The 12729-nt window shown below is 67.3% G+C and carries 16 protein-coding genes and 1 tRNA gene (1 of these 17 cut by a window edge); 7 read left to right on the plus strand and 10 right to left on the minus strand.

Translation table 11 applies throughout. The features are described from left to right. Positions 1 to 27 precede the first annotated feature (27 nt). Together AZC_RS21435 and AZC_RS21440 are read left to right on the plus strand one after the other, a co-directional pair. Positions 28 to 303 carry a general stress protein gene (locus tag AZC_RS21435; RefSeq protein WP_043879698.1) on the plus strand — a complete coding sequence of 92 codons (276 nt, stop codon included), beginning with the start codon at positions 28 to 30 and terminating at the stop codon, positions 301 to 303. A 189-nt stretch (positions 304 to 492) separates the two neighbouring features. Continuing rightward, a complete protein-coding gene (locus AZC_RS21440; protein ID WP_043880604.1) occupies positions 493 to 1059 on the plus strand; it encodes a sigma-70 family RNA polymerase sigma factor in 567 nt (188 codons plus the stop codon). Positions 1060 to 1314: 255 nt separating this feature from the next. On the opposite strand, the gene AZC_RS21445 is transcribed toward AZC_RS21440, so the two are convergent. Then, positions 1315 to 1605: a hypothetical protein gene (locus AZC_RS21445; RefSeq protein ID WP_043879699.1), complete on the minus strand. Its 291-nt coding sequence runs from the start codon at positions 1603 to 1605 to the stop codon at positions 1315 to 1317. 147 nt (positions 1606 to 1752) lie between these two features. Then, a complete protein-coding gene (locus tag AZC_RS21450) occupies positions 1753 to 2061 on the minus strand; it encodes a hypothetical protein (protein WP_043879700.1) in 309 nt (102 codons plus the stop codon). Between the two features lie 278 nt (positions 2062 to 2339). Between AZC_RS21450 and AZC_RS21455 the strand changes: the two genes are divergently transcribed. Continuing rightward, on the plus strand, positions 2340 to 2519 hold the full coding sequence (locus AZC_RS21455; protein ID WP_012172704.1) for a DUF1328 domain-containing protein: 180 nt from the start codon (positions 2340 to 2342) through the stop codon (positions 2517 to 2519). A 131-nt stretch (positions 2520 to 2650) separates the two neighbouring features. Further along, entirely contained in the window at positions 2651 to 3628 is a 978-nt protein-coding gene (locus tag AZC_RS21460; protein WP_012172705.1) for a transglutaminase family protein, read from the plus strand. 94 nt (positions 3629 to 3722) lie between these two features. Here AZC_RS21460 and AZC_RS21465 read toward each other — a convergent pair whose 3' ends face one another. The 5 genes from AZC_RS21465 to AZC_RS21485 form a co-directional block, all read right to left on the minus strand. Then, the gene (locus tag AZC_RS21465; RefSeq protein WP_012172706.1) at positions 3723 to 4706 is read right to left on the minus strand and encodes a malate dehydrogenase; all 984 of its coding nucleotides are present in this window, start codon (positions 4704 to 4706) and stop codon (positions 3723 to 3725) included. A gap of 86 nt (positions 4707 to 4792) precedes the next feature. Then, positions 4793 to 6142, minus strand: coding sequence for an amidase (locus AZC_RS21470; protein ID WP_012172707.1), 1350 nt, complete (start codon positions 6140 to 6142; stop codon positions 4793 to 4795). Positions 6143 to 6289: 147 nt separating this feature from the next. Beyond that, on the minus strand, positions 6290 to 6670 hold the full coding sequence (locus tag AZC_RS21475) for a cupin domain-containing protein (RefSeq protein WP_012172708.1): 381 nt from the start codon (positions 6668 to 6670) through the stop codon (positions 6290 to 6292). A gap of 47 nt (positions 6671 to 6717) precedes the next feature. Further along, positions 6718 to 8202, minus strand: coding sequence for a 4-hydroxyphenylacetate 3-hydroxylase family protein (locus AZC_RS21480; protein ID WP_012172709.1), 1485 nt, complete (start codon positions 8200 to 8202; stop codon positions 6718 to 6720). A gap of 20 nt (positions 8203 to 8222) precedes the next feature. Further along, on the minus strand, positions 8223 to 8723 hold the full coding sequence (locus AZC_RS21485) for a flavin reductase family protein (protein ID WP_012172710.1): 501 nt from the start codon (positions 8721 to 8723) through the stop codon (positions 8223 to 8225). A gap of 222 nt (positions 8724 to 8945) precedes the next feature. Between AZC_RS21485 and AZC_RS21490 the strand changes: the two genes are divergently transcribed. Then, positions 8946 to 9539: a MarR family winged helix-turn-helix transcriptional regulator gene (locus AZC_RS21490; RefSeq protein ID WP_043880605.1), complete on the plus strand. Its 594-nt coding sequence runs from the start codon at positions 8946 to 8948 to the stop codon at positions 9537 to 9539. A 40-nt stretch (positions 9540 to 9579) separates the two neighbouring features. On the opposite strand, the gene AZC_RS24575 is transcribed toward AZC_RS21490, so the two are convergent. Then, entirely contained in the window at positions 9580 to 10719 is a 1140-nt protein-coding gene (locus AZC_RS24575; RefSeq protein WP_012172712.1) for a glycosyltransferase, read from the minus strand. A 120-nt stretch (positions 10720 to 10839) separates the two neighbouring features. On the opposite strand from AZC_RS24575, the gene AZC_RS21500 reads away from it, so the two are divergent. Next, positions 10840 to 11181 (plus strand): hypothetical protein, encoded by a 342-nt coding sequence (locus tag AZC_RS21500; RefSeq protein WP_043879701.1) that lies wholly within the window; start codon positions 10840 to 10842, stop codon positions 11179 to 11181. A gap of 237 nt (positions 11182 to 11418) precedes the next feature. Next, a tRNA-Leu gene (locus AZC_RS21505) sits at positions 11419 to 11505 on the plus strand. Positions 11506 to 11548: 43 nt separating this feature from the next. Here the strand turns inward: AZC_RS21505 and AZC_RS21510 are convergent. Together AZC_RS21510 and AZC_RS21515 are read right to left on the minus strand one after the other, a co-directional pair. Then, on the minus strand, positions 11549 to 12286 hold the full coding sequence (locus AZC_RS21510; RefSeq protein ID WP_420794837.1) for an SDR family oxidoreductase: 738 nt from the start codon (positions 12284 to 12286) through the stop codon (positions 11549 to 11551). Between the two features lie 69 nt (positions 12287 to 12355). Then, positions 12356 to 12729: the 3' portion of an HXXEE domain-containing protein gene (locus tag AZC_RS21515; protein WP_043879702.1), read on the minus strand. Its footprint extends 184 nt past the window's final position; the window shows 374 of its 558 coding nt (coding positions 185-558); the start codon falls outside the window, past its right edge; it ends in the stop codon at positions 12356 to 12358.

Genomic DNA, 12729 nt, shown 5'->3' on the forward strand with positions numbered 1-12729 from the left:
TGAGGCATGATCCAGGAGTTCAGGACGATGGGAGACGCACGCAAGGGAGGTTCCAAGCGCGGCTTTGCGGCCATGGATGCCGAAAAGCAGAGGGCCATCGCGCGCAAGGGCGGCGAGAGCGTTCCGGCCGAAAAGCGCAGTTTTTCTCAGAACCGCGAGCTGGCGTCCTCTGCCGGTCGCAAGGGGGGACAGAGCGTGGCGGACGAGGACCGCAGTTTCTCGCGCGACCGCTCGCTTGCATCGCAGGCCGGCCAGAAAGGCGGCCAGGCGTCCCACTCCGGAAACAATCCGCAGCGCTCCTGAGGCACGCGGAGTCATACCGCCCGATGGAACCAGATCCGCAACGCAGGCGTTAGGCCTTTCACGAAGGGATAACGTGGCTGTCCCAGCCGCGATCCGGCGGACCATCTTCCGCCCGGAAGCCAAGGACGGCCGCGTTTGCGGCTGGGGACAGGCATGTATCATCCAGAGGAAGCGGACATCGGACTCCCCATGGATTTGCCTCAGAAGACCGACGGGACGGAAGCGGCCGAGCTGCGCACGCAGGTGCTCGAATTCCTGCCGGCCCTGCGCGCCTTCGCCCGCTCGCTGACACGGAACCGCACCGAGGCTGACGACCTCGTGCAGGAGACGCTGCTGAAGGCCTTGTCGAACATCGACAAGTTCGACCCCGGCACCAACCTCCGGGCGTGGCTCTTCACCATCCTGCGCAACACCTATTACACCGAGATCCGCAAGCGCCGCCGCGAGAACGACGGCATGTCGACGCTTGCCCAGCAGGACACCAACATGGGTCCGGCGCAGGAATGGGCGGTCACGCTCAAGACCCTGAAGTCGGCCCTGGAGGAACTGCCGAGCGACCAGCGCGAAGCGCTCATCCTCGTCGGGGCCGCCGGCCTGTCCTATGAGGAAGCCGCCGAAGTCTGCGGCTGCGCCCTCGGCACCATCAAGAGCCGCGTCAACCGCGCCCGCGCCAAGCTTCTGGTGCTCATGGGCGCTGACGCCACCGCCGACGTGGTGGAAACCGACGCCCTGGCCCTCTCCGCCGCACGCAGCTGAGCCGCAGCCTGAAAGAATGAAAAAAGCGGCCGCCCCATCGGGCGGCCGCTTTTTTTTTGCCTGATCAGAATTTCAGGCCGGTCCTGCCAGACAGGAAGTTAGAGCGGGCATTGAGGCAGGCGATCTGCAAACAGAGCCGGTGAAGAGAAAATTGCCGTCGCCCTTCTGCCGGCCGCGTCACCACCGGCAAGACGCACAAAAGCCGGCCGACGCAATCGCGTCGCCGGCTTTCCGACGTCGGAAAGGGGAAGGCGCTCAGACGGTGTCGGAGCGGCTCGATGCGTCTTCGGAAGAGACGGGCGCTTGGGGCGTGTCCGAAGGCGTCGGCGACGCCGCTGGAGCGGTCGCCGGCACGTCAGGCTTGCGGCCGGCCTCGAATGCGCCCTGAAGCTGGGCCGCGAGCTTCAGCAGCTCGTCGGGCATGTCTTCGTGCGTATAGTCATCGAAGAGTTCACGCAGTTCCTTCCCCAGCAGATCCTGCCGGGCGGAAATGTCTCGCCGGTTCGGGGCCTTCATGCGGCCTGCCTCATTGTGATCCTGCGTCATTGGAAGATCCGGGCGCTGTCTGCGCATGATGACTGCTCGCCTGCTCCAGCATCGCGGCTCAGAGCCGCTGCCCCGCGCGTCAACGCTCGGGCCCAGCCCTGAGAACGAGCGCCAGAGGGAGCGCGTTCCTGCGTGCCGGCCATCTGCTCAATCCTTGTAGAGACGGGACGCGCCGTCAACGCGCAGTTCGTCATCGGTGTCCCACTTTTCCTCGCCCTGCTCCACGTGGCGGGTCCGTCCACCAATGGCGGCATCGGCGAGGCGCAGGTGACGCCGCTCCTCGTCCGCCTCCCGGCTGCGGCGCACGCGACCGAAGTCGCGATCCGCCTGCTCCGGCGCGAATTCGCTCTGGTCGTATCCGTGCGGGATACCCCGCGGCGCGGACGCGACCTGATCGCGGGTCGCGGCGCCCGTCTGGGACTGACCGTCCCGTTCCGTGCTGCGCGATGCGGTCATGGCGACCTCCTTTACCATACAGTTGTAGTGAAACGCGGCACCTCGCACTTTGTTCCGCGTGTCCAAACCTTCTTCTGCAAGCTTTGGTCAAGTGTCGCGAGGGGAACCCGATCCCCGGTCCGATGGTTCCTTCGGCACAGGTTGCGAGGGAAGGGACACGGCACCGCCGCCCCCTCCCGGCGCCGCATGGCGCCGCGCCGCGAGGAGGTGCGCACCTGTTCTTTCTTCAACCGCCGCGCCCCGCGCGAGCGGGTCCGTGCCGAACAGGAGATCGAAACATGCTGAGCTGGGCTCTGACGTTCCTCGTCGTCGCCATCATCGCCGCCGTCCTCGGCTTCACCGCCGTCGCCGGCACCGCCATCGAGATCGCCAAGATCATCTTCTACGTGGCGATCGTGCTGTTCCTCATCTCTGCGGTGATGGGCTTCCTGCGCCGCGGCAGCAGCCGCACACTTTAAGCAGGCTCCGTAACGCCCGACGATATGGCCGGCACACGCGCCGGCTCCTGAGACGGTCCCGGCTTGCCGGGGCCGTTCTTTTCATGCCCCATGCACGAAGCCGGCCCCAACCACAACCCTGAGGAGTTCCCATGCGCCGTCTCACGGTCGAGCACAAGACTCTTTACCGCTATGCGGAGCCGGTCAGCTTCGGCACGCATCGCCTGATGCTGCGCCCGCGCGACAGCCACGGCCTGCGCCTCCTCGATGCCCGGATGACCCTCTCGCCCCCCGCGGAAGTGAAGTATGTCTATGACGTCTTCGGCAATTCCATCGGCCTCGCCGATTTCCAGGAGCCGGGCGCGGAGCTGCGCATCGAGAGCACGCTGGAACTCGAAATCTATCCGGTGCCGGCGCTTCAGGATCTGATCGCCCGCGAGGCGGCGTCCTATCCCTTCGTCTATTCCAGCGACGACCGGCTCGATATCGCCTTGCCGGCGGCGCGTCATTATCCCGACGATGGGGCAGTGGAAGCGTTCGCCCGATCCTTCCTGCCCGAGAGCGGCACCCGCGACACGCTGGACCTCCTGATGGCCATCAACGGCGCCATCAAGGAGCGCTTTGCCTATCAGGCCCGCTATGAAGAAGGCACGCAGGCTCCCGCCGACACCCTGCGGCTCGGCAGCGGCACGTGCCGCGACTTCGCGCTGCTGTTCATGGAGACGGTGCGGGAGCTGGGCTTCGCCGCGCGCTTCGTCACCGGCTATCTCTATACGCCGCAACTGGATCCGCTGGCGGGCGATGCCTTCCAGGGGGCGGGCGCGACCCACGCCTGGGCGGAGGTCTATCTGCCGGGCGCGGGCTGGATCGACTTCGATCCTACCAATGCGCTGGTCGGCACGGACCATCTGGTGCGGGTCGCCGTGGTGCGCGATCCGCGCCAGGCCATTCCGATCAGCGGCAGCTTCAGCGGCACGGAGGGCGCGTTCCTCGGCCTGGAGGTGGACGTGCGCGCGGCCTGCCACAGTACCGATACCGAGCCTGCGGAGGCCGAAGCCGCAGCCGCCACCGATCCTTTGCCGGCCCCGTCCAACGACGCGGCACCGGAGGCTCCTCGCCCGGCAGCCTGAGCCCCTCCGCCGACCGCGCAAAGAAAAACCCCGCCAGATCACTGGCGGGGCTCGAAATGTACGCCGACAGACGCCGGCGCCTGATGGCGTCGGCTCAGCCGACGATGGCGGCGACGCCGGCGCGCTCCTCGAGCAGTTCCTTGAGGGTGATGTCGAGCATCGACTGCGCGTAGGCGTCGATCTCGAGGCCCTTCACCACTTCATAGGAGCCGTTGGCGCACACCGCCGGGAAGCCGAACACGATGCCTTCCGGAATGCCATAGGAGCCGTCCGAGGCGATGCCCATGGAGACCCAGCCGCCGTTGGTGCCGTGGATCCAGTCGCGCATGTGGTCGACGGCGGCGTTGGCGGCGGAGGCCGCCGACGACAGGCCGCGGGCCTCGATGATGGCCGCGCCGCGCTTGCCGACGGTGGGGATCAGCGTGCCGCGATACCAGTCCTCGTCATTGACGAGCTTCGGCAGGGGCTGGCCCTTCACGGTGGCGAAGCGGTAGTCGGCGAACATGGTCGGGGAGTGATTGCCCCACACCACCAGCTTCTCGATGTCGGCGCTGTTGGCGCCGATCTTGGCCGCGAACTGCGAGAGCGCGCGGTTGTGGTCGAGGCGCAGCATGGCGGTGATGTTGCCGGCCGGCAGGTCCGGAGCGGACTTGGCGGTGATGTAGGCATTGGTGTTGGCCGGGTTGCCGACCACCAGCACCTTCACGTCGCGCTTGGCGACTTCGTTCAGCGCCGCGCCCTGGACCTTGAAGATCTCGGCATTGGCGAGCAGCAGATCGGCGCGCTCCATGCCCTTCGAGCGCGGGCGGGCGCCCACGAGGAAGGCCGCGTCCACGTCCTTGAAGGCCACCTTCGGATCGTCGGTGATGACCACGCCCGCGAGCAGCGGGAAGGCGCAATCCTCGAGCTCCATGACGACGCCCTTCACGGCGTTCTGCGCCTGGGGCAGGTCGAGCAGCTGGAGGATCACCGGCTGATCCTTGCCGTACACGTCGCCATTGGCGATGCGGAACAGCAGCGAGTAGCAGATTTGACCGGCGGCGCCGGTGACGGCAACGCGGACGGCGGGCTTCGTCATGATGAATCCTTCCCCGAAATGTCCAACGGGTTTACGGCGCTCTCTATAGGCCGCGCGTGCGGAAATGGAAGCGTCCGTTAGGAGGATCAGCCTCCAAACTGGGCCTCAATTCCAGCCGCGACGGCGAACAGGCGAGCATCCATGCCGCCTGCCGCCGCCACCATCAAACCGACGGGAGCATCCCCCGGTGCCGGGATCGGCAGGGAAATGGCGCAGCCGTCGATCATGTTCACCAGCGTGCAGTTGCGCAGCGAAAGGATATTGGCCTTGGCATAGGCGGCATCGTCGCTCGCCAGATCGGCGATCTTCGGCGGCAGAATGGCGACGGTCGGCATCAGCAACGCATCGAACGGCGCGATCCGCGCATTGGCGCGGGCGATGAGGGAGCGGCGGGCGGCGAGGATGTCGATATAGTCCGCCGCCTCCTGCTCGCGGCCGCGCTTGATGCGCACGGACACGCGCGGATCATACTCCGCCTCCTTTTCCGCCAGCAAAGCGCGGTGCCAGGCATAGCTCTCCGCCGCCGTGAAGCCGCCCTTGGCATTGATGCCGGCGATCTCGGCGAACTCCGGCACCGGCGCCGTGACGATGCGGGCACCGGCCTTGGAGATGCGGGCCACCGCCGCCTCGAAGGCGCTCGCGACTTCCGGATCGAGGGCATCGAGCGCCACGGTGGCGGGCACGAGGAAACGCAGGCCAGACAGGTCCGCAGGTTCCAGAGCGGTGACCGGCGCGCCGGCCAGGATGGCGTCGGCCGCCGCGCAGCAGGCCACCGAGCGGCCGAGCGGTCCGATGGAATCGAGGCTCTGGGAGAGCGGCAGGCAGCCCTCCTGCGGCACGCGGCTGGCGGTGGGCTTGTAGCCGGTGATGCCGCAGAAGGCCGCCGGAATGCGGCAGGAGCCGCCCGTGTCCGTGCCGAGCGCCAGATGCGCGAAGCCGTCGGCGACCGCGACCGCGCCGCCGGAGGTGGAGCCGCCGGGCACCCGGCCCTCGTCCCGCTTCCAGGGGCTCTTCGGCGTGCCGTAATGCGGATTGAGGCCGAGCCCCGAATAGGCGAACTCCACCATGTTCGAGCGGCCGATCACCACGAAACCAGCGTTGCGCAAACGCGCAACAGCCGTCGCATCCGCAGTGGCCGGTGTATTGGAGGCGAGCACCTTCGAGCCGGAGGTGGTGACCTCACCGGCCACGTCGAACAGATCCTTGATGGCGACCGGAATGCCCGCGAAGGGCGAGGGCGCAGCGCCCGCGCGGCGCAAGGCATCCTGCCCGTCAGCCGCCGCCCGCGCCTGCTCGCCCGCAACCGAGATGAAGGCGCGCGTCCCCTCACCCGCCGGATCCGAGATGCGCGCGAGGCAGGCCTCCACGAGCGCGCGGGAGGTGGTGCGGCCGGCGGCAAGATCGGCGGCAAGGCTGGCAAGGGTCGGAGCGGTCATGGGAGATTTCCGGGATGGAAGGCGGGGTGCGTCGTGCGGGTGTGTATCGCGAAACGGGGCCCGCGGGGAGACCGGGCCCAAAATGCCAAACGCCCTCCCCCGTCGAACGGGAGAGGGCGAGGTTTCGGAAGCGTCAGGCCGTCATGCTCACGCAGGATCGAAGTAATGGATCTCCATGAGGATGCAGCCCTTCTCGGACTTGAAGGGGCCATGGAAGGCGCCCGGCGGGCGGCAGGCATAGGTGAAGGGCGGGAACGACTCGCCGCCTTCGCCCTTCTCGTCATTGCCAACGGTGAGGTCGCCGGTGACGAGGAACACCTCTTCCCAATATTCGTGCACGAAAGGCGCGGTGGTGAAGACGCCGGGATCGAAGCGCAGCAGGCGCGTACGCGAGCCGCGCTTGTTGGTCTCGTCCAGCGCACCGGAAATGATCTTCTGCTGGATGCCGGCCGGATAACCGGGCGGCACTTCCCAGCCGCTGGTCAGGTCCAGCGTGTAGAACTCGTCATGGGCTTTGTTGATGGCCATGGGGTGGGCTCTTCCTTCGGGCGGTCAGAACGGATTGGTGCAGGGGCTCATTCGGCGGCGCGCGCCGCGGGCGGAGCGACCTCGTCGGCGAGGGCATAGGAACCGAGCATGCGGTCGAGCAGCGCCTTGGCCCCGTCCCAGTCATAGGTGCGGAAGGCGTGGCCCTTCACCACGAAGCCGGCGCCGGCATAGAACATCTCGTACTGGGCATGGCGCGAGGCGAACTCGGAGCCCACGGCGTCCCACGCGAGCTTGTAGAACTTCACCTTCTCCTCGGCGTCGGCGGCCGGCGACTGCTGGGTCTTGCCGATGAGGTTGGCGAGTTCCGGATTGGCGAAATCCTGCACGGAGGACGGCAGCATGATCATGCCGCCGCCGGCCAGTTCCCGCAGGGTGTTCAGCACCTTGCCATAGAGCTGCTGGCTCAGCGTCTGCGCCGCATAGAGGGTGTGGCGGTCGGGCACGAAATAGGGCCCGCGCTGCACGCCCTTGGCCTCCATGGCGGTGACGAATGCCTCGATCATCGCCGCCTCGGCGGAGAGCTGGCCGAGCGTCTCGCGCACCTGCGGAAAGTTGGTCGTGCCGTTCACCTCGGTGATGCGGCGGGCGACACCGAGCAGGAACTTGAGCTTCACCGCCAGACGGATCTGCGCCTGGTAGTTCTGATAGACGTGAGCCGGCGTCGCGTGGAACTGCTTGGCCACCATCTCGATGCTGTCGACGATGAAGACCCGGTCCCACGGCACCTTCACATCGTCGAAATAGAGCACCGCATCGTTCTCGTCGAAGCGGCTCGACAAAGGATTGTCGAAGACGCTGGGGTTCGCGGCCTCGTACGACTTGCGCGAGAGGATCTTGAGACCTTTCGTGTTCATCGGGATGGCAAACGAGAGCGCATACTTCTCGTCGCCCGGCTGGAGCGGCTGGATGCAGGTGACGAACACCTCGTTGGCCATGATGCCGCCGGTCGCCAGCATCTTGGCCCCGCGCACCGTGATGCCTTCCGCGTCCCGGTCCACGATGCCGGCGGACAGGAACGGGTCCTGCTGCTGCGCCGCGCTCTTGGAGCGGTCCGCCTGCGGATTGATGATGACGTAGGTGAGATAGAGGTCGTTGTCGCGGGCGTAGCGGTAATAATCCGCGAGCGCCTTGGCACGGGCCGGGTCATAGGCCTCGAACACCTCGAGGCCCATGGCCATGCCGGCGATGCAGGAGGCCACGTGGTCCGGCGCGCGGCCGAGGAAGCCGGCATGCAGCTCGGTCCAGGCCACGAGACCGGCACGGCGGGCCTTCAGTTCCTCATAAGATTTCGGCAACTGCCAGATCTTGTTGGCCCGCGTGCCCGTATCCGTCTCGAACGTCATGAGTTCGCGGTTCTCGGGCGCGCTCTGGAAGTCGAACATCCGGCCCACGGAGGCAACGGCCCCCCGATAGGCCGGATGGCTGGTGGCATCGCCCACCAGAGCGCCATCCAGGAAGATCTGGCGCCCGTCCCGCAGGCTCTCGATATGCTGTTGGCCGGTCTTGATCATGGAAGGTCCTCTTGGGCAAATCAGCTGGCGACGACGCCGTGATAGGCGCCGCGGAAGAAGACGAGCGGCTCGGCCTCCTCGCTGTGGGCAAAGCGCACGACGCGGGCGAGAAAGATCACATGATCCCCGCCATCATGATGGGCGTAGGGCACGCATTCAAAGTGGGCGATGGCGCCGGACAGCAGCGGCGCATCCTCGACACCGGCCGTATGGGCGACGCCTGCCCACTTGTCCTCGAGCGCCCGCGCGAAGCGGTTGGACAGATGCTCCTGATCGCGCGCCAGCACGTTGACGCCATAGCCGCGCGCCGCCAGCATGGCGGGAAGGCTGTGCGCGGAGCGCGCCACGCTGAAGAGCACGAGCGGAGGATCGAGCGATACGGAGTTGAACGAACTCATGGTCATGCCCACGACCTCGTCCGTTTCACCGGCGCGGGCGGTGACGACCGCAACGCCCGTGGCGAAATGGCCGAGAGCCCGGCGGAACGCGCGCGCATCGAATGCAGGAGACTTTTCGTCCATTCCGGAAGGCCTTCGGCAGATGGTTCAGACGGTGACCGCCATCGGTATCGCGACCATTTACCTTTGAATCAAAGCTAATATTTTTATGAAACTGACGTCAAGGCGGTTTTCGTGGACGGATCGGGCAAGACAGGCAGGGGGCAGGGGAAACAGGCGGGTGAAGCTCCGGGCTCAAAGGCGCAGGGCCGGCGCCGGCGCGGCATGGCAGCCGGTGCACCGGCCATGGCCGACCAGACGCGAGGCGACGCCCTGCTTCCCGAGCAGCGCGGCGAGCGGGGCCAGCTCACGGTCTCCCGGCCGGAGCTGCTGATGGATGGCTCGGACCGCGCCTTCCGCCAGCTCGTGCATGACACGCTGGCCTTCGCCGCGCGCATCCAGGAGGTGCGCAGCCGCCTCGGCGCGCTCATCGGGCTCTCGGGCGCGCAATACACCATCCTCGTCGCTATCGCCCATCTACAGGGGCGGGAGGGGGGCGTAGGCGTGAACCTGCTCGCGGAGCACCTGCATCTCTCGGGCGCGTTCGTCACCATCGAGGTGAACAAGCTGGTGGCGGCCGAACTGGTGGTGAAGGAGGTCAATCCGGAGGACCGGCGGCGCGTGCTGCTCACCATCACGCCCAAGGCCGGCCAACTGCTGGATGACCTCACCACCGTGCAGCGACCGGTGAACGACACGCTGTTCGAGTGTCTTTCGGCGGAAGACTTCCACCACTTCCGCACCATCGTCTCGCAACTGGTCGCGACCGGCGACCGGACGCTGAAGCTGCTGGACTATCTCACCCCTGACGGCGCGCTGCGGCCGGACGACGGACGCTGAAGGCACCCGCTTCCATCTCCGGCCCGCGACGGCCGAAGCCTCACGGCCGGGCGGGCTCCAGAAGCCTCGCATAGATGGAGGCGAGCTCGCGCTCGAAGCGGGAGGCTCCGAAGCGGCTCTCCGCCCGCTGCCGCCCCGCTTCGCCAAAGGCTGAGCGCAGGGGTGCATCGCCGGCAAGCCGCAGCAGCGCCCCGGCGAGTGCCGGCGCATCCTCATGTGGCACGAGGAGCCCGGTCTCTCTGTCGGCGACCGCCTCCGGAATGCCGCCCACGTTCGTCGCGATCACCGGCAAAGCGGCGCTCATGGCCTCCAGCAGCACCAGCGGGAAGCCCTCCGTATGGGTGGAGAGCACGAGGCCGTCGATGGCGCCGTAGAAGCGGGCCATCTCGCCCTCGAAGCCGGCGAAGTGGACGACGCCCCCGGTTCCCGTTTCCTGCATCAGCTCGGACAGCACGGCGAACTGCGCCCGATGGCCGGCATCGGTGTCCGTGTCCCCCACGATGAGCACATGCACATTGCCCCCGGCGGCGCGCACCTGCGCCATGGCCCGGATGAGCGTCGCATGATCCTTCTGCGGACTGACGCGGGCCGGCATGCCGAAGACGACCGCCTCCGCCGGCAGGCCGTAATGCGCGCGCGCGGCGCCCCGGTCCACCCGCGGCGGCGCGGGCGGCGCCGCATCATAGAGCACCGTGCCGCGCCCCGGCGGCAACGGAAAATCCTGCCGCCCCATGGCGCTCTTCGACACATAGAGGAAATGCTGCACCGGCCACAGCAGCAGGCGATCCAGATCGTTCATCTGCGGATGGTCGGCGCGGACATGGCTGATCACCCGCGCACCGGCAAGGCGACCGGCGAAAGCGGTGAAATAGGCCCCCAGGAGTTCGCCCGCATGGACGATGCGCACGCCCCGCCGCCGGAAATCCGCCCGCACGGCAAGGCTGGCTGCAAGATAGGGCCAGGGCCGGCGCAGGCTCACCTCGGGCTGGGCGAAACGGGCGGTGTCAAACCGGTGATCCCGGCAGAGAGCCTCAAGCTGTGCGGCCGCGTCGCCTTCCGGCAGATACAGCACGTTCCCATAGCCGAGGCGCCGGGCCGCCTCCGCAAGGCGCAGGGTGGCGAGCTCGGTGCCAGCCAGATTCGTCCAGGGTATGATGTGGGCGATGAGGGGCGCGGACATGCCTTCTTATAAACGGCCGCGCACACGCATGAGACCCGCTCTGGAACATTTGGGTGTCATTTTCCCTCCGCGAGCCGGCTTGTGCTCGGATGTCAGCGCCATATCGGGAGAGACCGACCCATGCGCCGCTCCGTCGCCCTGCTGTGTCTTATGCCGCTCGGAGCGCAGGCCGGCGACCTGACCTTCTATGAAAAATCGATCGCCTCCGCGGCCGACTGCCACAAGACTTATGAGCAGGTCGTGCCCGACTGGCGCCGCAACCGCGCCGCCCTCTTCACGCGGTTTCCGGACGGGCGCGAGCGCCTGATCCACTGCCTGCCGGACGGCGTCGCCGAATGGATCTGCGTGCCGGCTGCGGGCAAGATCTACACCGCGGTTCAGATCGGCAAGACGCTGGCCGCGTGCGAGGCGCAGACGCCCAGGGTGCCGGTGCTGGACAAGCCGAGCATGTTTGCACCTTAGGGCGCAACCCGAGCGGAGTGAATCGATCTGGGCGGCAAATCGCCCTCTGAGCTCGAGAAAGAGAACGCGTGCTCGGATCAGATTGCGATGCCATCTGATCGGCGCGTGCTTCAGGGCCCTCAGCTTTGGGAAGATGTGGGCAGCCGCTCCGCGCGCCTCCCGTCGACCGGTGGGGCTCTGGAACTTGCAGCGGGCCTGCCTTATAGGACAGGAGAGCTGGCGTTGCGCCGGCTCCATGCGGGTGTGGCGGAACTGGTAGACGCGACGGACTCAAAATCCGTTTCTGGTGACAGAGTGTCGGTTCGAGTCCGACCACCCGCACCAATCGCCTCAACGATACGACCGTCCGGCGAGGTCTCACGCGGACCTATCGCCCGCCCGTGACATCCATGATGCTGCCGGTGACATAGGACGCAGCATCGCTCAGAAGCCAGACGATGGCTTCGCCCACTTCATCCGCGCGCCCGGGGCGACCGAGCGGTGCCGACGTGCCGAGACGCCGCGCCCGATCCGGCTGGCCGCCCGATGCGTGGATGTCGGTCTCGATCAGGCCGGGGCGGATGGAATTCACCCGGATGCCCTGCGGCCCCAGTTCCTTCGACAGGCCGATGGCCAGCGTATCGAGCGCGCCCTTGGAGGCGGCGTAGTCGACATATTCGTTCGGGCCGCCCAGCCGCGCCGCGGCCGAGGAAACGAGCACGATCGACCCGCCTTGCGTCAGCCGGCGGGCACCCTCGCGGGCCGTGAGCATGGCGCCGAGCAGATTGATGTCGAACATGCGCCGCAGACGGGCGAGATCCATGTCCGCCAGACGGGACGGCGGCGCGACGACGCCGGAATTGACCACCACGCCGGAGAGCGGGCCGAAGGCCGTCTCGGCGGCATCGAACAGGCGCAGCACGTCTGCCTCTTCGGCCACATCGCCCTGCACGGCGATGGCCTTGCCGCCGGCCTTCGCGATCCCGGCCACCACCTCCTCGGCGGCGGCGGCATCGCGCACATAATTCACCGCCACGGACCAGCCGCGCGCCCCCGCCTGAAGCGCCGCAGCGCGCCCAATCCCCCGGCTGCCGCCCGTGATGACAATGGCCCGGCTCACGGTGATCCTCCCGATGTTGTCTTCGGGACAGTCTAGAGCGCGGCTCGGGAGGGAGGAAAGACGGCGCCGCTGGAATCAGCGCGTCACCGCCTGTCGCGTATTGGCTTTGACCCGGACGATGATCGCCGCGTGGATCACCAGCGAGATCGCGAGCCCCACCACATGCTCCACGGGCCGCGCGGGAATGAGCAGCAGGCTCAGGACGCCGAAGGGAATGAAGGCGAGTGCGCCCGTGACGAGGCCGGGATTATACCCTCGGAACCGAAGCGCCATGCCCACATGGGCGATGCCGTTGACGAGGATGAGATAGGCCGCCGCGAGGCCCCAGCCCGGCCCGAAGGCAAGCGCGGCATAGAAGGCGAGAAGATTGATGCCCCATACGCCCGGCAGGTTGATGACAAGCACGTCCGCAACGCTCAGCGCCTGAACGCCGCCGAACACCACGTCGT

Origin of the sequence: Azorhizobium caulinodans ORS 571 (assembly GCF_000010525.1) — a bacterium.
Lineage (GTDB): Bacteria > Pseudomonadota > Alphaproteobacteria > Rhizobiales > Xanthobacteraceae > Azorhizobium > Azorhizobium caulinodans.